Consider the following 20,310-nt stretch of genomic DNA (forward strand, 5'->3'; position numbering starts at 1 on the left):
GGGCCCCGCGCGGTGCGGTGCGCGGGCCTGCTGTGCGCGACACAGTACCGCCCCGGCGCCGCCCCGCCCGAGCCGCACGCCCGCCCGGACACGGGGCCCGTCAGCCGAGCAGCACCACGTCGACGTCCGTGCCCGGCTCCACGGACGTGGTGTCCTCGGGGACGACGATCAGGGCGTCCGCGTGGGCGAGGGCGGCGATCAGATGCGACCCGGAGCCGCCGACCGGCGCGACCGTGCCCGCGTCCGCGTCGTGGCGTCCGCGCAGGAACTGGCGCCGCCCGGCGGGCGAGGTCAGCGCCTTGTCGGCGGTGAGCCGGGCGCGGGCGGTGGGCCGGTGGACGTCCGGCAGGCCCATGAGGGCGCGCACGGCGGGCCGTACGAACATCTCGAAGGAGACGTACGACGACACCGGGTTGCCCGGCAGGGCCAGGATCGGGGTGTGGTCGGGGCCGATGGTGCCGAACCCCTGCGGCTTGCCCGGCTGCATGGCGAGCTTGCGGAACTCCACCCCGCCGCCCGCGCCCAGGCCCTCCTCGTCGTCCGGGTCGCCGATGGAGTCCAGGGCCTCCTTGACGACGTCGTACGCCCCGACGCTGACGCCGCCCGTGGTGACGAGCAGGTCGGCGCGGATCAGCTGGTCCTCGATGGTGGAGCGCAGGATCTCGGCGTCGTCGGTGACCGCGCCGACGCGGTAGGCGATGGCTCCGGCCTCGCGGGCGGCGGCGGTGAGGGCGAAGCTGTTGGAGTCGTAGATCTGACCGTCGGCCAACTGCTCGCCGGGCTGGACCAGTTCGCTGCCCGTGGACATGACGACCACGCGCGGGCGCGGGCGCACCTTGACCGTGCCCCTGCCGATCGCGGCGAGCAGGGCGATCTGCGGGGCGCCGAGGACCGTGCCCGCGGTGAGGGCGCGGTCTCCGGCGCGGACGTCGCTGCCCTTCGCGCGCACGTGGGCGCGCGCTTCGGCGGGGCGGTGCACCCGGACCTCGCCGGAGGCGCCCTCGGGGGCCGCGCTGTGGGCGCGCATGCCGGTGGCGGGGCCCTGGCCGAGCCCGCCGTCGGTCCACTCCACGGGCACGACGGCCTCGGCGCCGGGCGGCAGCGGGGCGCCGGTCATGATGCGGGCGGCCTCGCCGGGGCCGACCGCGGGCTGCTCGCCCTGGCCCGCGGCGACGTCCCCGACGACCGTGAGGACGGCCGGGAACTCCTCGCTCGCGCCCGCGACGTCGGCCACCCGCACCGCGTACCCGTCCATGGAGCTGTTGTCGAACGGCGGCAGCGAGACGGGCACCGTGACGTCCTCGATCAGGACACAGCCCTGGGCGTCGAGGAGCTGGAGCTCGATGGGCTCCAGGGGGCGGACGGTCGCGAGGACGTCGTCCAGGTGCTCGTCCACCGACCAGAGCCGGTCCCGCCCCGCGGTGTGGTGCGTCGTCGTGCCGCTGCTGCTCAAGTGCTACATCTCCTCGGTGACGTAACTGCGAAGCCAGGCCTTGAAGTCAGGACCCAGGTCTTCACGTTCGCACGCGAGTCTGACAATGGCACGCAGATAGTCGCCGCGGTCGCCGGTGTCATAGCGGCGGCCCTTGAAGACCACGCCGTGCACCGGCCCGCCGATCTTCTCGTCGGCCGCGAGCTGCTGGAGCGCGTCGGTGAGCTGGATCTCGCCGCCGCGGCCCGGCTCGGTCTTGCGCAGTATGTCGAAGACGTGGGGGTCCAGGACATAGCGGCCGATGATCGCGTAGTTCGACGGAGCGTCCGCCGCCTCCGGCTTCTCGACCAGGTCGGTCACCTTCACGACGTCGCCGTCGGCGGTGGGCTCGACGGCCGCGCAGCCGTAGAGGTGGATCTGCTCGGGCGCGACCTCCATGAGCGCGATGACACTGCCGCCGTGCCGCTCCTGGATCTCGACCATGCGCGCGAGCAGCGGGTCGCGCGGGTCGATCAGGTCGTCGCCGAGGAGCACGGCGAACGGCTCCCTGCCGACGTGCGGGGCGGCGCACAGGACGGCGTGACCGAGTCCTCTGGGGTCGCCCTGGCGGACGTAGTGCATGGTCGCCAGGTCGCTGGACTCCTGGACCTTCGCGAGCCGGGACTCGTCGCCCTTCTTCGCGAGGGCCGACTCCAGCTCGTAGTTGCGGTCGAAGTGGTCCTCCAGGGGGCGCTTGTTGCGGCCCGTGATCATGAGGACGTCGTCCAGGCCCGCGGCGACAGCCTCTTCGACCACGTACTGGATCGCCGGCTTGTCGACGACCGGCAGCATCTCCTTGGGCGTCGCCTTCGTGGCGGGCAGGAAGCGAGTGCCAAGTCCAGCTGCGGGGATGACAGCCTTGGTGATCTTGGGGGGAGACTCAGTCATGAGCGTTACCTTAACCGGTGCCTATGTGTGGAATCTGTGGCTCCGGAATATAGGCCCACATGTGCGCACAATAGGAAGGATTTGTGAGTTCACCATGGATCAACCCGGCCCGGGCAAGGGAAACAAGCGCACATTGCGCGCGGAGATCCTCACGGTAAGAAGCGGGTTGACGCCCGGTGACACCCAGAAGACGGCCGCCGCCCTCGCCGAGCGCGCCCTGGAACTGCCCGAACTCTCCGGCGCCCGCACGGTCGCGGCGTATGTCTCCGTAGGCACCGAACCCGGCACCCGCGCCCTCCTGGACACCCTCCACGCGCGCGGGACACGGGTCCTGCTGCCCGTCCTGCTCCCGGACAACGACCTGGACTGGGCCGCGTACGACGGACCCGCATCGCTCGCCGCCGTCCAACACTCCGGAAAGATGACGCTGTTGGAGCCCGCGGGCCCGCGCCTGGGACCGGACGCCGTCCTGGAGGCCGACGCGGTGCTGCTCCCGGGGCTCGCCGTGGACGCGCGCGGGATGCGGCTCGGCCGCGGCGGCGGCTCCTACGACCGGGTGCTCGCCCGCCTGGAGCGCGCGGCCCTCTCCCCCGCCCTGGTGGTGCTCCTGTACGACGCCGAAGTGGTCGCGTACGTCCCCGAGGAGGCGCACGACCGGCCGGTGCACGCCGTGGTGACGCCGTCGGCGGTGCGCCGCTTCGCCTGACCCGCGGGCACGCCCCCGCAGTGCGTCCCGTACGGCGAAAGGGCCCTCCACGCGCGCGTGGAGGGCCCTTTCCCTGTCATCCGGTCCGTGGTGCGCCCGTCAGGGCTTGAGCACCAGGGTGTCGTTCGTGCTGTCCTCGACGGCCTTCTCGGAGTAGGCCCACGGCAGCAGTTCGCCCTTGATCCACTTGCCGGTCTGGTCGGTGTAGTGGTCGCTGTAGGCGTGTCCGGAGGCGCCGGTGAGGTTGATCCAGCGGGACTTGTCGAGGTCCTTCAGGTTCACGACCATCCGCATGGAGGGCACCCAGATCACTCCGTAGCCGCCGGCCGCGTTCCAGCCGGTGGCGTTGACCGTGGCCTCGCCGCCGCCGAGCTTCCAGGGGCCGCGGTTGAGCACCCACTGGAGCCAGCCGGGCCCCTCGGTGCCGAGCGTCTGGTTCTTCAGTGTGAGGGTGTGCAGACGCCCCCAGCTCCAGGTGTCGATGTCCTTGCCGAGCTTGGCCGTCAGGTCCCAGCGGGCGTCCTCCATGGCCCGCGCGAACAGCTGGTCGCGGTTCTTGGTCTCCTTGTCGAGGCGCGTGCCCGGCGTCTTCCACCAGTCGTTGTCCTGGTCGTCGAGGATCTTGCGGATGACCTCGAAGTAGCGGTCGCCGCCGTCGGGCTGGGCGGAGTCCGCGTCGCGCTCGCCGCACTCGCGGACCCGGTTCTCCTCGTCGGCCGGGCGGGTGTTGCCCGTCGGCTCGACGGACAGGCACTGGCCCTTGACGCGCAGCTCCTTGGGGAGCTTGTTGCCGATGGCGAGCTGCAGGATGCTGCGCCAGACGGCGTTGAAGTACGCGGCGGCGGCCGAATCGGCGTCCTGGGTGTAGTCCCAGCCCTCCAGGAGCTTCTGGGCCTCACGGACGTGCTTGTCGTTGATGTCGATCTTCAGCAGCTTGGGCACCAGCAGCCGGGCGATCTCGCTGCTGTTGTCCGTCTGCATCAGCCGCATGTCCTCCGTGGAGATCTTGCCGCCGTTCTTCGTCTTGGACTTGATGAGGTCCTCGATGCGCTGGCTGCGCGCGCCGTAGCCCCAGTCCGACGTGAGCTTGTACGGGTACTTCTTGCCGCCGTCGTCGTCGATCACGGCCTGGTTGGCGGTGACGATGTAGCCGCGCTTGGGGTTGTACTCGTACGGCAGGGCGTCCTGCGGGATCGGGTCGCCCCAGCGGTAGTCGGGGTCCCAGCCGGGCGCGGGCAGCGAGCCGTCGCCCTTGCCGCGGGTGGGGATCCTGCCGGGCGCCTGGTAGCCGATGTTGCCCTTGGTGTCGGCGTAGATCAGGTTCTGCGAGGGCACCTCGAAGTCGGTGGCGGCCTTGCGGAAGTCCTTGAAGTTCTTCGCCTTGTTCAGCTCGAAGACGGCGTCCATGGACTTGCCGGGCTCCAGGGCGGTCCAGCGCAGGGCGATGCCGTAGCCGTCGCCGCGGTCCGGCGCGGACGCGTCGACCTGGGCCTTCTTGCCGACCTTGACCAGCTCGTCGTCGCGGTCGGAGATCAGCGGGCCATTGTTCGTCTCCCGGACCGTGATCGTCTTGGTCTTGCCGCCCGCGACCTTGATCTTCTCCTTGCGCGGCTTGAACGGCACGATCTTGCCGTCGTACTGGTAGCCGTCGGCGGTGAACTTCTCCAGGTACAGGTCGGTGACGTCGGCGCCGAGGTTCGTCATGCCCCAGGCGATGTCCTTGTTGTGGCCGATGACCACGCCGGGCAGGCCGGAGAAGGTGTAGCCGCTGACGTCGTACTGGCACTTGGCCGACACCGACTTGCAGTGCAGGCCCATCTGGTACCAGACGGAGGGCAGCTGCGGCGCGAGGTGCGGGTCGTTGGCGAGGAGCGGCTTGCCGGTGATGGTGTGCGCCCCGGCGACCACCCAGGAGTTCGACCCGATGCCGTTGCCGTTCGAGCCGAGGCCCGCGTCCGGGATCTTGTCGAGGACGTCGGAGAGGCCGGAGAGCTGGGACTGGAGGCCACTGGCGGGGTTCTGGGCGCCGCCCGTGCCCGCGGTGCCGGTTCCCGCGCCGGTGCCCGTTCCCGTGCCCGTACCGGTGCCTGTGCCGGTTCCTGTGCCCGTACCCGTGCCGGTCCCGGTACCCGTACCGGTCCCGGTACCCGTTCCCGTCCCGGTGCCCGTACCCGTGCCCGACTGTCCGCCCGTCGAGTCGTCGCCGCTGAACTTCTCGGTGACCTCGTTGTAGCGGCCCTCCTGCACGATGGGCTTGTGCAGGTCGAAGGGGTACTCCGGGTACAGGTCCTTGATCTGCGACGGGCCGAGGCGGCTCGTCATCAGGGCGCGGTCGATCTCGTCCTGCATGTTGCCGCGCAGGTCCCAGGCCATGGCCTTCAGCCAGGCGATCGAGTCGACCGGCGTCCACCGCTGCGGCTTGTAGTCGTTCTCGAAGGAGAGCGCCGCGTACTCGACGGAGATCTCCTTGCCGCCCTTGCCGTCGAGGTAGGCATTGACCCCCTTGGCGTACGCCTGGAGGTACTTCTTCGTCTTCGGCGAGAGCTTGGAGTCGTACTCCTTCTTGGCCACGCGGTGCCAACCGAGAGTGCGCAGGAACTCATCGGTCTTGACCTGGCTCTTCCCGAACATCTCGGAGAGCTTGCCGGAGGTCATATGGCGGCGTACGTCCATCTCCCAGAAGCGGTCCTGCGCCTGCACGAAGCCCTGTGCCATGAACAGGTCCTCGTCGGACTCGGCGTAGATCTGCGGAATGCCGTTGCCGTCGCGCTTGACCTCGACCGTGCCCGACAGGCCCTTCAGGTCGATGGAGCCCTTGGTCTGCGGGAAGGAGGCGCGGACGGTGCTGATGCTCCAGTACGCGCCGAAACCGATGCCTCCTACGACGGCCAGGACCAGGACGATCACGATCAGTCGGGCTCGGCGCCCCTTCTTCCTACCGGACTTGCGACCGGAAGAGGCGTTGGTGTTGGAGGGCATCGCTGTCCTTGCTGTCCTTCGCGAGCGGCAGGGCGGGGCTTGTGCGGGTCCTGAAGTGCTGGAGCAACCATAGGCGCAGGGCGATACGGCCCCGGACGCGGAGTCGGAAACCGGCATCGAACGAAGGTTCGGAGATGCTAGGCGGAGTGCGGGGGCGTGCGTCAAGAGCGCGTTAAAGCTTAGGTAACGTAACGAAGCATCACGGCTCGCACGACGGAAGGATCAGCCCCTGTCTGTCCACGACCTCAACCAGCTTCTGCTCATCAGCTCACTCGTCCTGCTCGTCGCGGTCGTCGCGGTGCGCCTCTCCTCGCGCAGTGGGCTGCCGAGCCTGCTGCTCTATCTCGGCATCGGCGTCGCCATGGGCCAGGACGGCATAGGCAACGTCACCTTCAACAACGCCCAGCTCACCCAGGTCATCGGCTACGCGGCGCTCGTCGTGATCCTGGCCGAGGGCGGCCTCGGCACCAAGTGGAAAGAGATCAAGCCGGCCCTGCCCGCCGCGGCCTGTCTGGCCCTCGTCGGCGTCGCGGTCAGCGTCGGCGTGACGGCCGCCGGCGCGCACTACCTGGTCGGGCTCGACTGGCGGCAGGCGTTCATCATCGGCGCGGTGGTGTCCTCGACCGACGCGGCAGCCGTCTTCTCGGTGCTGCGCAGGGTGCCGCTGCCGTCCCGGATCACGGGGGTCCTGGAGGCGGAGTCGGGGTTCAACGACGCCCCGGTCGTGATCCTCGTCGTGGCCTTCTCCACCGCGGGGCCGGTGCACCACTGGTACGTCCTGGTCGGGGAGATAGCCCTGGAGCTGGCCATCGGCGCGGCCATCGGGCTCGCGGTGGGCTGGCTCGGCGCGTACGGGCTCCGGCATGTGGCGCTGCCCGCGTCCGGTCTCTATCCGATCGCGGTGATGGCCATCGCCGTCGCCGCCTACGCCGCCGGGGCCATCGCCCACGGCAGCGGGTTCCTCGCCGTGTACCTGGCCTCGATGGTGCTCGGCAACGCCAAGCTGCCGCACTGGGCGGCCACCCGCGGCTTCGCCGAAGGCGTCGGGTGGATCGCCCAGATCGGCATGTTCGTCCTGCTCGGCCTGCTGGTCACGCCGCACCGGCTGCTCGACGACATCTGGCCCGCGGTGATCATCGGCCTCATCCTGACCGCGGTAGCCCGGCCGCTGTCCGTCGTGGTGGGCCTGCTGCCGTTCCGGATGCCCTGGCAGGAGAAGGCGCTGATGTCCTGGGCCGGGCTGCGCGGCGCCGTGCCCATCATTCTCGCCACGATCCCGATGGTGAACGGCGTCGACAACAGCGAGGAGATCTTCAACATCGTCTTCGTGCTCGTCGTCGTCTACACCCTGGTGCAGGGCCCGACCCTGCCCGGACTCGCCAGACTCCTCGGCATCGGCAAGGGAACGGAGGCCTCCGACCTGGGCATCGAGTCGGCTCCCCTGGAACGCCTGCGCGGCCATCTGCTCTCGGTGCCCGTCCCGGAGGGGTCCCGCCTGCACGGCGTCGAGATCAGCGAGCTGCGGCTGCCCACGGGGTCCGCCGTTACCCTGATCGTGCGCGAGGGCACATCATTCGTACCGGGTCCCACGACAGTGCTGCGGCAGGACGACGAGCTCCTGGTGGTGGCCACGGACCCGGTGCGCGACGCGGCCGAGCAGCGGCTGCGGGCCGTGGCGCAGGGCGGCAAGCTGGTGGGCTGGCTGGGGCTGCCGGGCGGGCAGCGATGAGGGGGCTCGCGGCCTGACGGTCGCGGCGGCGCACGGCCGGGCGGAGCCCGGAGCAGGCAGGCGTGGGGGCGTCTCGGGGGCAGTGCGGGGGCAATCGCAGGTGGTGGGGGTCTCACTTCTCGTAATCCCAGGTGCGTTTTACGTAGCACCTGTACGATGAAGGCACACTTCTGAACGTACCGACGCATCGAATCATCGGGCACTCGGTACGGACACTGATCGAACCAACTCTGTCTGACGCAGAGCTGGCGCGACCGTATGGCGGCCGCGGCGCCCCTCGCAGTGGGCGACCGGTATCTACCGCAGTTCTGCGCAAGAGGACAGCTCTCGGCGCCGTCGCCCCGGAAAGGCGGCCGCGCTACCAGGCAGCAGAAAGGCAAGGGCCGTGGTGTCCACGGTCACCGAAACCCGCCCGGGCTACGGACAACTTCTGCGCACCCCTCGCGCCTGGACCTTCCTGCTTCCGGGATTCGCCGCGCGGCAGCCGTTCGCGATGCTCACCATCTCCATCGTGCTGCTCGTGCAGCACACCACCGGCTCGTACGGGGCCGCCGGTGCGGTGTCGGCGGTCACCGGCGTCTCCATGGCCCTGTTCGCGCCCCTCACCGGCAAGCTCGCCGACCGCTTCGGGCAGCGCGCCGTGCTGCTCCCCGGCGTCCTCGTGCACACCGCGTCCGGCGTCACGCTGACCGTGCTCGCGCTCACCGACGCCCCCCTGTGGGCACTCTTCGTGGCCGCCGTGCCGACGGGTGCGTCGACCCCACAGATCGGGCCGATGGTGCGGGCACGCTGGGGCGTCAAGCTCCAGGGCACCCCGCTCGCGCAGACCGCCGCGGCCTTCGAGTCCGTCACCGACGAGCTGACCTTCGTCCTCGGCCCGCTGGTCGCCACCGCGCTGTGCACCGGCATCGACCCGGCGGCCGGACTGCTCACGGAGGCGGGCCTCACCCTCGTCGGCGGTCTGCTGTTCGCCGCCCAGAAGTCCACCCAGCCGAAGCCCGCCGCCGCCGGCCACGCGCGCGTGGCGCACGATTCGGCGCTGCGGGTGCCCGGCGTACGCGTCCTGATCGTCGCCTTCCTCGGCATCGGCACCGTCTTCGGCGGCATGCAGGTCTCCCTGGCCGCCTTCACCGAGTCCATCGGGGAGCCCGGACTGAACGGCGTCCTGTACGGCACGTTCGCGGCGGGCAACATGCTCTCCGGGATCGCCTGCGGCGCCATCGCCTGGAAGATCGCCCCGCAGCGGCGGCTCGTCCTCGGGTACGCCGGACTGACGCTGATGGCGTCCGGCCTGTGGGCCGCGCACTCCGTGCTGCTGCTCGCCGGTCTCGGCCTGCTCGTCGGCGTCTGCATCGCGCCCGCCCTGATCACCGGCTACACGCTGGTCGACAGCCTGGTCGCGCCGACCGCGCGCACGGAGGCGTTCACCCTGCTCACCGGCGCGGTCGCGCTCGGGCAGGCGGCGGCCGTCACGGTCGCGGGACAGTTGGAGGACCGCTTCTGGGACGGCGCCGGATTCCTGGTGCCCCTCGGCGGCACGGCGCTCGCCCTGGCCGTGCTCCTGTCGCTGCGCTCCCGCCTCACTCCGAAGAGCCCGGGCCGCACCGTGGCACGTGGCGTCGGTCACCGCGTGCCGGTGACGGTGGACTGATCCCGCGGAATACGTCACTATGGACCGTCGTTAGCACTCATCGAGTGAGAGTGCCAGGAGGAAGCAAGTGCCGACGTACCAGTACCAGTGCACCGAGTGCGGCGAGGGCCTCGAGGCGGTGCAGAAGTTCACCGATGACGCCCTGACCGTGTGCCCGAACTGCGACGGACGCCTCAAGAAGGTGTTCTCGGCGGTCGGCATCGTCTTCAAGGGCTCCGGCTTCTACCGCAACGACAGCCGCGGCTCGTCGTCCAGCAGCTCGCCCGCGTCGACGTCGTCCTCGGCCTCCTCGTCGAAGTCGTCGGACAGCTCGTCGTCCTCCTCGTCGACGACGTCGTCTTCCTCGTCCTCCACGTCTTCCTCCTCGTCCTCGTCGTCGGGTTCCTCCTCGTCGTCGACGAGCTCCTCGGCGGCCTGACCGGGCCCCACAGGGACTGCCGGTTCGCTCCGGCCCTCCGCACTTCCCAGGACCCCGCTGTCGTACGACGGCGGGGTCCTCGGCGTATCCGGCCCCGGCTACTGTGCTGGCCATGGTGAATACGGCGAACGCGACTCAGGCCGAGCTCGGCGTCATCGGCGGCTCCGGCTTCTACTCCTTCCTCGACGACGTCACCGAAGTGCACGTCGACACCCCCTACGGCTCCCCCAGCGACTCCCTGTTCCTCGGCGAGATCGCCGGACGGCGGGTCGCCTTCCTGCCGCGCCACGGCCGCGACCACCATCTGCCTCCGCACCGCATCAACTACCGCGCCAACCTCTGGGCGTTGCGCTCCGTCGGCGTGCGCCAGGTGCTCGCCCCGTGCGCCGTCGGCGGGCTGCGGCCCGAGTACGGGCCCGGCACGCTCCTGGTGCCCGACCAGCTCGTGGACCGCACCCAGTCCCGCCCGGGGACCTACTTCGACGGCCTGCCGCTGGCCGACGGCAGCACGCCGAAGGTCGTGCACGTGTCGCTGGCCGACCCCTACTGCCCGACGGGCCGCGCCGCCGCCCTCAAGGCCGCGCGCGGCCGCGACTGGGAGCCGGTGGACGGCGGCACGCTCGTGGTGATCGAGGGGCCCCGGTTCTCGACCCGCGCCGAGTCGCGCTGGTACGCGGCGCAGGGCTGGTCCGTGGTCGGCATGACCGGCCACCCCGAGGCGATCCTCGCCCGTGAACTGGAGCTCTGCTACGCGTCGCTGACCCTCGTCACCGACCTCGACGCGGGCGCCGAGTCCGGCGAGGGCGTCTCGCACGAGGAGGTGCTCCAGGTCTTCGCCGCCAATGTGGGCCGACTGCGGACGGTCCTTTTCGACGCGGTGGCGGGGCTGCCTGCGAACGCGGAGCGGGACTGTCTGTGCGTGGGGGCGCTGGGTGGGTTGGAGACGGGGATTCGGCTGCCGTAGGGGCTGCGGGGAGGGCTGGGGTGAGCTGGGGGGCGGGCGGCGCGGTGCCGCTGCGGCGCGCGGGAGGGCGGAACCTCCCCTTCGGGTGAGGGAGTTGTCCACAACCGGCGAGTAGTGCACGGGGCTCAGCGGGATCTGGCGGGGGCCTGCATCGTGAGAGCGGAATCCGGACCGGGATTCGAACTTCTCGCAGCAGGCGGTGGTCGTCATGACGCAGATCCCTTCGCGTACGTCCGCACGTACGGCTTTCCACGATTCCGCGCCGTCGAGCTCCGGCCCGGGCAGCGGTGCGCCGCCGCCCTGCCAGGTGCCGCACTTCTCCCCGCTGCATGTGCGCGGCGGACGGCAGCGGCTGCGACGGCTGCTGCGGCACCGGCGGCGCGCACTGGCCGTGGGCCTCGCGATGACGGCGGCCGCGCTGGTGGCCTCGGGGCCGCGTGAGCCGGGGCGACCGCAGCCGCAGGGGTCCGCGGCACCCGTGACCGCCCAGGAGCACGGGGAGGACCCGGCGCCGCAACGGACGCGGCGGGCCGCCCGGTTGGTGACGGCGCCGGTGCGGATCGCGGACGCGGCGACGGTGCGGCTGCTGCGGCCCGGCGATCGGGTGGACGTCGTGGCCGCGGACGGCGCGGGGGTGGACGGCACGGGGGCGGGACCTGCGGGTCCGGCGGGGGCGCGACCGGGCGGGGCGGCGCGGGTGGTCGCGGCCGGGGCGCGGGTGTCGGAGGTGCCGGAGCCTTCCGACGCGGTGGCCGAGGGCGGGGCACTGGTCGTCCTCGCGGTGCCGCGCGCGACGGCGGCACGGCTCGCCGGAGCGAGCGCGACGGCCCGGCTCGCGGTGACCCTGCGATGAACGGGGTACATACCCGCCCGACGGGCAGAAGCGTGTACGACACGGCTGACCGCCCGTCAAGTCGCTCGTTCGCGTTATGGAATTGGACAGGGCTGCCACGCACTGCCGTAGGTTGCAAGGCGGTTTGCCGCACAATCCGCACATGCAACGAAAGGCTCAGTGGTGAGCGAGAAGAAGGATCCGGGCATCTGGCAGGGCTTCAAAGCCTTCCTGATGCGCGGCAATGTCGTCGACCTGGCCGTCGCGGTCGTCATCGGCGCCGCGTTCACGAACATCGTGAACTCGGTGGTGAAGGGCGTCATCAACCCGCTGGTCGGCGCCCTGGGCACCAAGGATCTCGACCACTACAGCTCCTGCCTGAAATCGCCGTGCGAGGTGAAGAACGGCGAGGCGGTCAGCGGCATCCCGATCCTGTGGGGCTCGGTGCTCAGCGCCACTCTCAGCTTTGTGATCACCGCCGCCGTCGTCTACTTCCTGATGGTCATGCCGATGGCGAAGTACCTGGCCAAGCAGGCCGCGCGGCAGGCGGCGAAGGAGGGCACGCAGGAGGTCATCGAGATCTCGGAGCTGGAGGTGCTCAAGGAGATCCGCGACGTGCTGGTCGCCCAGCGCGGCGCCGGGGGCGACCGGCCCGGCGGCGACGAGACATCCGGCGGCGAGGGCAGGCCGGGCGGCCCGGTTCTCTAGCCCGGCTCGGTGCTGTAGCCCGGCTCGAAGCCGGAGCCGGGGCCGGGAGGCCATGGTGGGCCCGGGGGCTCCGGCGGGCTCAGATGTGGTGGGGCGGCTTCTCGTCCAGGAAGCGGGCGAGGTCGGCGGCGCTGTCGCCGGACGACGTCGGCCGCTCACCCCACCCTCGGTCCGTGTCGTCCGCGGACTGCTGCGCCAGCGGGTCGTCGAAGATCAGCGCGTTCGCCGGCTTCTTGGCGTCCTGCCGGGGCTTCGCGTCCTTCGGATCGCGCGGTTCGGGGGCGGGGGCGGTGCTCATGTCTCCAGCGTACGTCGGCCGGGAGCAGCGGGGGGTCCGGGAGCTGCCGGGGCGACCGGGGCCGCCGGGGCGGCGGGAGTCGTCAGACGGCCCGCAGGCCCCGTGCGGCGAAGGTCTCCCTGGCCGCCGAGAGCTGCCCCGGCGTCGGCGCGGGAGTGTCCCGGAGGGTGAAGTCCTTGCCGAGGGCGTCCCACTTCGCGGTGCCGAGCTTGTGGAAGGGCAGCACGTCCACGCGGGAGACGTTGCCGAGCCCGGCGGCGAAGCGGGCGACGCCGTCGACGTTGGCCGGGTCGTCGGTCAGTCCCGGCACGAGGACGAAGCGCACCCAGACGTCCTTGCCGAGGGCGGCGAGGCGGTCGGCGAAGTCGAGGGTCGGCCGCAGCGGGCGCCCGGTGACCCTGCGGTATGTCTCGCGGTCCCAGGACTTGATGTCGAGCAGGACCAGGTCGACGTCGCGCAGCAGGGCGTGGGTGGCCCGGACGCCGAGGAAGCCGGAGGTGTCCAGGGCCGTGTGCAGGCCGAGCTGGTGCTTGAGCCGGTGCAGGAGCTCGCCGGTGAAGACGGGCTGGAGGAGGGGTTCGCCACCGCTGACGGTGGCGCCGCCGCCCGCGGCCGCGATGAACTCCGTGTACTTGGCGGCCTCCGCGAGCACGTCGTCGGCGGTGCTCCGGCGCCCCGAGCGCATCCGCCAGGTGTCGGGGTTGTGGCAGTACAGACAGGTGAGCGGGCAGCCCGCGAGGAAGGTGACGAAGCGGGTGCCGGGGCCGTCGACGCCGGTGGACAGGTCCCAGGAGTGCACGGAGCCGGTCACGGGGCGGCGGGTGGCGGCGGCCGCGGGAGTCGCGGCGGGGACGGGAGCGGCGGCGGCCGGGGGCTTGTTCGTGTGTTCCGTGGTGGCCCTCGTGGCGGTGGTCGTGCCGGGTGCGAGCAGGGCGGTCATGGCGGGTCTCCCGGACTTCTGTCGGCGGGACGTGGTGGTCGCGGCGCCCGGGGCCGGGGTGAGGGCCCGGCTCCGGGGCCGCGAGTCGGTGGGGCGCGGCGGGGGTGCGGCCCGGGGCGCGCCCGGGGCTCAGAGGGAGCCGTGGAAGGTGCGGTTGATGACGTCGAGCTGCTGTTCGCGGGTGAGGCGGACGAAGTTGACCGCGTAGCCGGAGACGCGGATGGTCAGCTGCGGGTGGTGCTCGGGGTGCTCCATGGCGTCCTGGAGGGTGGCCTTGTTCAGCACGTTGACGTTCATGTGGAAGCCGCCGCTCGCCATGTAGCCGTCGAGGACTCCGGCGAGGTTGGCGACCCGCTCGTCGGGGGTGCGGCCGAGGGCGTCCGGGGTGATGGTGTTGGTCAGCGAGATGCCGTCCTCGGCGTCGTCGTAGTCGAGCTTGGCGACGGACAGGGCCGAGGCGATGTAGCCGTGTGCGTCGCGGCCGTTCATGGGGTTGGCGCCGGGGGCGAAGGGCTCGCCCGCGCGGCGGCCGTCGGGGGTGTTGCCGGTCTTCTTGCCGTAGACGACGTTCGAGGTGATGGTCAGGACGGACTGGGTGTGGACGGCGTCGCGGTAGGTGGGGTGCCGGCGGATCTTGCCCATGAAGTCGGAGACGATCCGCTGGGCGAGGGCGTCGGCCCGCTCGTCGTTGTTGCCGTAGGCCGGGTAGTCGCCCTCGATCTCGTAGTCGACGGCGAGGCCGGTCTCGTCGCGGACGGCCTTGACGCGGGCGTGCTTGATGGCCGAGAGCGAGTCGGCGGCGACCGACAGGCCTGCGATGCCGCAGGCCATGGTGCGCAGGACGTCCTGGTCGTGCAGGGCCATCTCCAGGCGCTCGTAGGCGTACTTGTCGTGCATGTAGTGGATGACGTTGAGCGCGTGGACGTAGGTCTTGCCGAGCCAGCCGAGCATGGCGTCGTAGCGTTCAGCGACGGTGTCGTAGTCGAGGTGGTCGCCCTCGATGGGCTCGAAGCCCTCGACGACGAGCTTGCCGGTCAGCTCGTCCCTGCCGCCGTTGATGGCGTAGAGCAGGGCCTTGGCGACGTTGACGCGGGCACCGAAGAACTGCATCTGCCTGCCGACGGCCATCGCGGAGACACAGCAGGCGATCGCGGTGTCGTCGCCGTACTTGGGGCGCATCAGCTCGTCGGACTCGAACTGGATGGCCGAGGTGTCGATGGCGACGCGGGCGGCGAAGTCCTTGAAGGCGCGGGGCAGTCGGCCGGACCAGAAGACGGTCAGGTTGGGTTCGGGGGCGGGGCCGAGGTTGTAGAGGGTCTGCAGGGCGCGGAAGGTGGTGCGGGAGACCAGCGGGCGGCCGTCCTCGCCGATGCCCGCCATGGACCAGGTGACCCAGGTGGGGTCGCCGGAGAAGCCCTCGTTGTACTCGGGGGTGCGCAGGAAGCGGACGATGCGCAGCTTGATGACGAAGTCGTCGATGAACTCCTGGGCGTCGGACTCGGTGATGAGGCCGCGGTCGAGGTCGCGCTGGAGGTAGACGTCCAGGAAGTTGTCGATGCGGCCGATCGACATGGCCGCGCCGTTCTGCTCCTTCACGGCGGCGAGGTAGCCGAAGTACAGCCACTGCACGGCCTCCCGGCCGGTGCGGGCGGGGCCGGAGATGTCGTAGCCGTAGGACAGGGCCATGGCCTTGAGTTCGCCGAGGGCCTTGATCTGCTCGGAGATCTCCTCGCGGTCGCGGATGACGTGCTCGGTGGGCCAGTCGAGGCAGCGCCGGGCCTTGTCGGCCTCCTTGGCGGCGATGAGGCGGTCGACGCCGTAGAGGGCGACGCGGCGGTAGTCGCCGATGATGCGGCCGCGGCCGTAGGCGTCGGGCAGGCCCGTGATGATGCCGGCGGAGCGGCAGGCGCGGATCTCGGGCGTGTAGGCGTCGAAGACGCCTTCGTTGTGGGTCTTGCGGAGGTGGGTGTAGATGTCCTTGACGGCGGGATCGGCCGGGTAGCCGTAGGAGTTGAGCGCGCTCTCGACCATGCGCCAGCCACCGTTGGGCATGATGGCGCGCTTCAGCGGGGCGTCGGTCTGGAGGCCGACGATCAGGTCCTTGTGGTCGGCCGCGGTGCCGTCGACGTAGCCGGGCTTGAAGGCGTCGATGCGGGAGGGCGTCGCGATGTCGACGTCGTGCACGCCGCGCTCGTTCTCCTCCGGGAACATCGCGAGGAGCCGCTGCCAGACGGCGGTGGTGCGCGGCGTGGGGCCGGTGAGGAAGTCCGCGTCGCCTTCGTACGGGGCGTAGTTGTGCTGCACGAAGTCGCGGACGTCGATGGAGTCGCGCCACAGGCCGCCCTTGAAGCCGTCCCAGGCCCCGCCGTGCCCCGTCGCGTCCGCGGAAGTCGCGTCCGCGGGAGCCGGGTCCGCGGGAGTCACGTCCACAGGGGCCGCATCCACAGAAGTCGCTTCCGCCGGAGTCGCATCCGCAGGAGTCGCAGTCATCGCCCGCACCTTCCGAGTCGCCGTGTCGCTACGGCTCCATTGCACTCCCGCGCGGGCGGTCCGGGGCGCCGCGTTGGTCCCGGCTTGAGGGCCACAAGTCCCGTCGGCGGCGCGGCTTTCGCGCGGGGACACGGGGTGAGCTGGGGGTTCTCGGGGGACTTTGGTCCCGTGTTCGCTTGTGAAAGCGTTCACAATATTTTCCCGAGGGGGTGTCGCCACCGCCCACTCGGGTGCTCCGGCCCCGACACGGCTCGCGCCGGGGGGACTGGCCGCCGGGCTCTGCTGTTGTTGGCCCATGACGTCGACCACTCCCCCGCCGGGTGCCGCGACCGCACCGCCCGCCCCGCCTCCCCCACTGCGTCCGATGGTCGCCCGCGGCCGCGAGGAGGAGCACCGCGCCGCGACGCCGCTGGAGCTCTTCTTCGACCTGTGCTTCGTGGTGGCGGTCGCCCAGGCCGGGGTGCAGCTGGTGCACGCGGTCGCCGAGGGGCATCCGGGCGAAGGGGTCCTCAACTACGCGATGGTGTTCTTCGCGATGTGGTGGGCCTGGATGAACTTCACCTGGTTCGCGTCGGCGTACGACAACGACGACACGCTGTACCGGGTCGTGACGCTCGTCCAGATCGCCGGTGTCCTGGTCCTCGCGGCCGGGGTCTCGAAGGCCTTCCAGGACCACGAGTTCCTGGTCGTCTGGCTCGGCTACCTGATCATGCGGCTCGCCCTGATCACCCAGTGGCTGCGGGCGGCGGCCTCCACGACGGGGGACGAGCGGCGCACGGCGCTGCGGTACGCGGGCGGGGTCGCGCTGTGCCAGGTCGGCTGGCTGGGGCTGCTGCTCCTGCCGGAGGGGGCGCGGGGGTGGCTGTTCCTGGTGATGGCGATCGCCGAGATGGCGGTGCCGACGTGGGCGGAGCGGACCCGGACGACGCCCTGGCACCCGCATCACATCTCCGAGCGGTACGGCCTGTTCACGATCATCGTGCTCGGCGAGACGATCGCCGCGGCGACGGTCGCGGTGAAGTCGGGCATCGACGAGAACGACGCGCTCGGCGAGGTCCTGCCGATCGCCGCGGGCGGGCTCCTCCTCGTCTTCGCCGCCTGGTGGATCTACTTCGTGGTGCCGATCCACGGCCATCTGCGCTCCAACAGCCAGGCCTTCCTGTGGGGTTACGGCCACTTCGTGATCTTCGCGTCGGCGGCGGCGATCGGGGCGGGCATCGAGGTGGCGGTGGAGCAGGCCGTCGGCAAGGCGCACATCTCGGAGACTGCGGCGTCGGCGGCGGTGACGATCCCGGCGGCGGTGTACATGTTCGCGGTGTGGCTGCTGCACTCGCGCTACTTCAAGGTCGGCCTGGCGCAGCAACTGGTGCTTCCGGTGACGGCGTTGGCGGTGCTCGCGTGCACGTTCGCGGGCCGCTGGGCGGTGTTCGCGGCGGGGGTGGTGGCGGCGCTCGCTGTCGCGACCGGGGTGACGCTGACGTCGCGGATGGTGCGGGCGGAGTCGGCGTGACCTCGCCCGGAGGTCACGCGACGTCGACCGGGTGCCGAGTGTCGCCGGCCGGATGCCGTGCGACCTCGCCCGAGCGTCGCCAACGCGCGTGATACGCATGGTGTATGACGACACGTGACGTACCGATGGGTTCCGGGCGGGCCGGAGGGCTGACCGACGTGGCGGGGCTGCGGGTGGGGCACGCGGGGCGCGCCGGGGGCGGCTGGCTCTCCGGCACGACGGTCGTGCTCGCCCCCGAGGGCGGGGCGGTCGCAGCCGTGGATGTGCGCGGCGGCGGCCCCGGCACGCGGGAGACCGACGCGCTGGACCCGCGGAACCTGGTGCAGCGGGTGGAGGCGGTGGTCCTGACGGGCGGCAGCGCGTACGGGCTCGACGCGGCGTGCGGGGTGATGGCGTGGCTGGAGGAGCGGGGCCGCGGGGTGCGGGTCGGCCCGGACCCGGCGCATGTGGTGCCGGTGGTGCCCGCGGCGTGCGTGTTCGACCTGGGCCGGGGCGGCGACTTCAGGGCACGGCCCGACGCGGCGACGGGGCGGGCGGCGGTGGCGGACGCGGCGGCCAGGGAGAGCGGGCACACGGTGGACGTGGGCGCGGTGGGCGCGGGAATCGGGGCGGTGGTCGGGCAGGTCAAGGGCGGGGTCGGCACGGCGAGCACGGTGCTCGGCTCGGGGGTGACGGTGGCCGCGCTGGCGGTGGCGAACGCGGCGGGGTCGGGGATCGACCCGCGGACGGGGGTGCTGTACGGACAGCTCTTCGGGGCCGGGGGCGGGACCGAGGGGGGGCGGGGTCGGCGCGGGCGCCGACGCGGGTGACGGTCCCGCCGGAGCCGGAGCCGGAGCCACCGCGTCCGCCGCCCTCGCGACCCCGCCCCCGCCCGAGGTGCACGCGGCCGCGCTGCGGCGCCTCGCCGAGGCCGCGGCGCGGAACGTGGCGCCGCCGCTGAACACGACGCTGGCCGTCGTCGCCACCGACGCGGCGCTCACCAAGGCGCAGGCGCAGAAGCTCGCGGGCACGTCGCACGACGGCATGGCGCGGGCCGTGCGGCCGGTGCACCTGCTGAACGACGGCGACACGGTGTTCGCCCTGGCGACCGGCACCCGGTCGCTGGACGAGGCCGACCCGCTGGCGCTCAACGAGGTCCTGGCGGCGGGCGCGGACATGGTCACGGAGGCGATCGTCGGGGCGCTGCTCGCGGCGGAGTCGGTGGAGACACCGGCGGGCACATTCCCGGCATATCGGGATCTTTATCAGCAATAGCCCAGTCGTCGGCGAACCATCCGCAAGGGATATTAAGTCCCTTTTCATCTCGTCTTGTTAGCGTCGTGCGGGGGCGCTCCGGTGTGCGTGCACTCACACCCCCTGGTCGGAACCGTTCCGCCACCCGGGCGCTCTTTACTCGTACTGGACCAGACGACGCACTTGGAGCAGCTCGTGACAACGCCGGACACAGCAGCGCAGCAGCCTCAGCCCCGTCGCCGCCGGCGGGTACTGCTGGCGACAGCCGCGCTCGCGGCCGTCGGCGCGCTGACCCTCTCGGCCTGCGGCGGCGACGCCGACGCCGAGGGCGACAAGAAGTCCGACACGTCCAAGGACGCGTCCGGCGCGCGCATCGCCATCTCGTCCAAGGACGGCGCGACCGACGCCTCGATCAACGCCACCGGCGTGAAGGTCAAGGACGGCAAGCTCACGAACGTGAAGATGACGGACATGGCCTCCGGCGCGGCCGTCGAGGGCTCCATATCCGCCGACGGCGGCACCTGGAAGCCGAAGGCCCAGCTGGAGCGCGGCACCAAGTACAAGGTGACCGCGAACGCCAAGGACTCCGAAGGCCGCCCGGCGACCGAGAACGCCACGTTCACGACGGTGTCGAACGCCAACAGCTTCATCGGCACGTACACGCCCGACGGCGGCACCACGGTCGGCGCGGGCATGCCGGTGTCCTTCACCTTCGACAAGGCGATCACCGACAAGAAGGCCGTGCAGTCGCACATCACGGTCAGCTCGAGCACCGGCCAGAAGGTCGTCGGCCACTGGTTCGGCAACCAGCGCCTGGACTTCCGCCCGCAGGAGTACTGGAAGGCCGGCTCCAAGGTCACGATGAAGATCGAGCTGGACGGCGTGAAGGGCGCGGCGAACGCCACCGGTGTGCAGGACAAGACCGTCACGTTCACCGTCGGCCGCGCCCAGGTCTCCACCGTCGACGTGAAGGCGCGGACCATGACGGTCGAGCGCGACGGGAAGGTCATCAAGACCATCCCGATCTCCGCGGGCAGCCCCGAGAACCCCACGTACAACGGGCAGATGGTGATCTCGGAGAAGTTCACGCAGACGCGGATGAACGGTTCGACGGTCGGCTTCGGCGGTGAGTACGACATCAAGGACGTACCGCACGCCATGCGTCTTTCGACGTCCGGCACCTTCATCCACGGCAACTACTGGAGCTCCCCCTCCATCTTCGGCAGCGCCAACACCAGCCATGGCTGCGTCGGCCTCCGGGACGTCCAGGGCGCGCAGGGCGACACCGTCGCCAAGTGGTTCTACGACAACTCCCTCGTCGGCGACGTCGTGACGGTCAAGGGCTCGCCGGACAAGACCATCGCCCCGGACAACGGCCTGAACGGCTGGAACATGTCCTGGAGCCAGTGGACGGCGGGCAGCGCCGTCTGACCGGAAGGTGCCCCAGGGCACCGAAGGGACTGAAAGGCCCACAGCGCGGGGCGCGTTCGATG

Annotated in this window: 15 protein-coding genes and 1 pseudogene; 10 read left to right on the top strand and 6 right to left on the bottom strand. The window is 71.2% G+C overall.

Annotation, left to right across the window (positions count from 1 at the left end):
- Window positions 1-100: 100 nt before the first annotated feature.
- Both glp and galU read right to left on the bottom strand, forming a co-directional pair.
- Complete coding sequence (gene glp / locus AB6L24_RS21260) at window positions 101-1,453, bottom strand: gephyrin-like molybdotransferase Glp (protein WP_405657474.1); 1,353 nt, start codon at window positions 1,451-1,453, stop codon at window positions 101-103.
- 3 nt (window positions 1,454-1,456) lie between these two features.
- Window positions 1,457-2,359 (bottom strand): UTP--glucose-1-phosphate uridylyltransferase GalU, encoded by a 903-nt coding sequence (gene galU, locus AB6L24_RS21265; protein WP_030359420.1) that lies wholly within the window; start codon window positions 2,357-2,359, stop codon window positions 1,457-1,459.
- A gap of 94 nt (window positions 2,360-2,453) precedes the next feature.
- Between galU and AB6L24_RS21270 the strand changes: the two genes are divergently transcribed.
- A complete protein-coding gene (locus AB6L24_RS21270) occupies window positions 2,454-3,065 on the top strand; it encodes a 5-formyltetrahydrofolate cyclo-ligase (protein WP_405657475.1) in 612 nt (203 codons plus the stop codon).
- 99 nt (window positions 3,066-3,164) lie between these two features.
- On the opposite strand, the gene AB6L24_RS21275 is transcribed toward AB6L24_RS21270, so the two are convergent.
- Window positions 3,165-6,044 carry a penicillin acylase family protein gene (locus tag AB6L24_RS21275; protein ID WP_405657476.1) on the bottom strand — a complete coding sequence of 960 codons (2,880 nt, stop codon included), beginning with the start codon at window positions 6,042-6,044 and terminating at the stop codon, window positions 3,165-3,167.
- Between the two features lie 229 nt (window positions 6,045-6,273).
- Here AB6L24_RS21275 and AB6L24_RS21280 point away from each other — a divergent pair, with 229 nt between their 5' ends.
- The 6 genes from AB6L24_RS21280 to mscL all read left to right on the top strand — a co-directional run bounded on the left by AB6L24_RS21280 (window position 6,274) and on the right by mscL (window position 12,346).
- Window positions 6,274-7,773 carry a potassium/proton antiporter gene (locus AB6L24_RS21280; RefSeq protein ID WP_405663209.1) on the top strand — a complete coding sequence of 500 codons (1,500 nt, stop codon included), beginning with the start codon at window positions 6,274-6,276 and terminating at the stop codon, window positions 7,771-7,773.
- Between the two features lie 385 nt (window positions 7,774-8,158).
- Window positions 8,159-9,424, top strand: a complete 1,266-nt coding sequence (locus tag AB6L24_RS21285; protein WP_405657477.1) for an MFS transporter — start codon at window positions 8,159-8,161, stop codon at window positions 9,422-9,424.
- A 67-nt stretch (window positions 9,425-9,491) separates the two neighbouring features.
- On the top strand, window positions 9,492-9,842 hold the full coding sequence (locus AB6L24_RS21290; RefSeq protein WP_405657478.1) for an FmdB family zinc ribbon protein: 351 nt from the start codon (window positions 9,492-9,494) through the stop codon (window positions 9,840-9,842).
- Between the two features lie 112 nt (window positions 9,843-9,954).
- The gene (locus AB6L24_RS21295; protein ID WP_405657480.1) at window positions 9,955-10,806 is read left to right on the top strand and encodes an S-methyl-5'-thioadenosine phosphorylase; all 852 of its coding nucleotides are present in this window, start codon (window positions 9,955-9,957) and stop codon (window positions 10,804-10,806) included.
- A 208-nt stretch (window positions 10,807-11,014) separates the two neighbouring features.
- Window positions 11,015-11,659: an RcpC/CpaB family pilus assembly protein gene (locus AB6L24_RS21300; protein WP_405657481.1), complete on the top strand. Its 645-nt coding sequence runs from the start codon at window positions 11,015-11,017 to the stop codon at window positions 11,657-11,659.
- A 162-nt stretch (window positions 11,660-11,821) separates the two neighbouring features.
- Window positions 11,822-12,346: a large conductance mechanosensitive channel protein MscL gene (gene mscL, locus AB6L24_RS21305; protein WP_405657482.1), complete on the top strand. Its 525-nt coding sequence runs from the start codon at window positions 11,822-11,824 to the stop codon at window positions 12,344-12,346.
- A gap of 79 nt (window positions 12,347-12,425) precedes the next feature.
- Here mscL and AB6L24_RS21310 read toward each other — a convergent pair whose 3' ends face one another.
- The 3 genes from AB6L24_RS21310 to pflB all read right to left on the bottom strand — a co-directional run bounded on the left by AB6L24_RS21310 (window position 12,426) and on the right by pflB (window position 16,074).
- Complete coding sequence (locus tag AB6L24_RS21310) at window positions 12,426-12,644, bottom strand: hypothetical protein (protein WP_030359411.1); 219 nt, start codon at window positions 12,642-12,644, stop codon at window positions 12,426-12,428.
- A gap of 82 nt (window positions 12,645-12,726) precedes the next feature.
- Window positions 12,727-13,584 (bottom strand): pyruvate formate-lyase-activating protein, encoded by an 858-nt coding sequence (gene pflA / locus AB6L24_RS21315; protein WP_405657483.1) that lies wholly within the window; start codon window positions 13,582-13,584, stop codon window positions 12,727-12,729.
- 129 nt (window positions 13,585-13,713) lie between these two features.
- Window positions 13,714-16,074 (bottom strand): formate C-acetyltransferase, encoded by a 2,361-nt coding sequence (gene pflB / locus AB6L24_RS21320; protein WP_405657484.1) that lies wholly within the window; start codon window positions 16,072-16,074, stop codon window positions 13,714-13,716.
- Window positions 16,075-16,369: 295 nt separating this feature from the next.
- Between pflB and AB6L24_RS21325 the strand changes: the two genes are divergently transcribed.
- The 3 genes and pseudogenes from AB6L24_RS21325 to AB6L24_RS21335 all read left to right on the top strand — a co-directional run bounded on the left by AB6L24_RS21325 (window position 16,370) and on the right by AB6L24_RS21335 (window position 20,248).
- The gene (locus tag AB6L24_RS21325; protein WP_405657485.1) at window positions 16,370-17,584 is read left to right on the top strand and encodes a low temperature requirement protein A; all 1,215 of its coding nucleotides are present in this window, start codon (window positions 16,370-16,372) and stop codon (window positions 17,582-17,584) included.
- 125 nt (window positions 17,585-17,709) lie between these two features.
- Window positions 17,710-18,838, top strand: a pseudogene (locus AB6L24_RS21330) (P1 family peptidase).
- 174 nt (window positions 18,839-19,012) lie between these two features.
- Window positions 19,013-20,248: an Ig-like domain-containing protein gene (locus tag AB6L24_RS21335; RefSeq protein WP_405657487.1), complete on the top strand. Its 1,236-nt coding sequence runs from the start codon at window positions 19,013-19,015 to the stop codon at window positions 20,246-20,248.
- Window positions 20,249-20,310 lie beyond the last annotated feature (62 nt).

It is taken from the genome of Streptomyces sp. RK9 (assembly GCF_045070545.1).
Lineage (GTDB): Bacteria > Actinomycetota > Actinomycetes > Streptomycetales > Streptomycetaceae > Streptomyces > Streptomyces alboflavus.

Excerpts from the sequence above, each read along its gene's own strand:
- galU (WP_030359420.1), bottom strand. The coding sequence starts at position 2,359 with ATGACTGAGTCTCCCCCCAAGATCACCAAGGCTGTCATCCCCGCAGCT.
- AB6L24_RS21270 (WP_405657475.1), top strand. The coding sequence starts at position 2,454 with ATGGATCAACCCGGCCCGGGCAAGGGAAACAAGCGCACATTGCGCGCG.
- AB6L24_RS21275 (WP_405657476.1), bottom strand. The coding sequence starts at position 6,044 with ATGCCCTCCAACACCAACGCCTCTTCCGGTCGCAAGTCCGGTAGGAAG.
- AB6L24_RS21295 (WP_405657480.1), top strand. The coding sequence starts at position 9,955 with ATGGTGAATACGGCGAACGCGACTCAGGCCGAGCTCGGCGTCATCGGC.
- AB6L24_RS21300 (WP_405657481.1), top strand. The coding sequence starts at position 11,015 with ATGACGCAGATCCCTTCGCGTACGTCCGCACGTACGGCTTTCCACGAT.
- AB6L24_RS21310 (WP_030359411.1), bottom strand. The coding sequence starts at position 12,644 with ATGAGCACCGCCCCCGCCCCCGAACCGCGCGATCCGAAGGACGCGAAG.
- pflA (WP_405657483.1), bottom strand. The coding sequence starts at position 13,584 with ATGACCGCCCTGCTCGCACCCGGCACGACCACCGCCACGAGGGCCACC.
- pflB (WP_405657484.1), bottom strand. The coding sequence starts at position 16,074 with ATGACTGCGACTCCTGCGGATGCGACTCCGGCGGAAGCGACTTCTGTG.
- AB6L24_RS21325 (WP_405657485.1), top strand. The coding sequence starts at position 16,370 with ATGACGTCGACCACTCCCCCGCCGGGTGCCGCGACCGCACCGCCCGCC.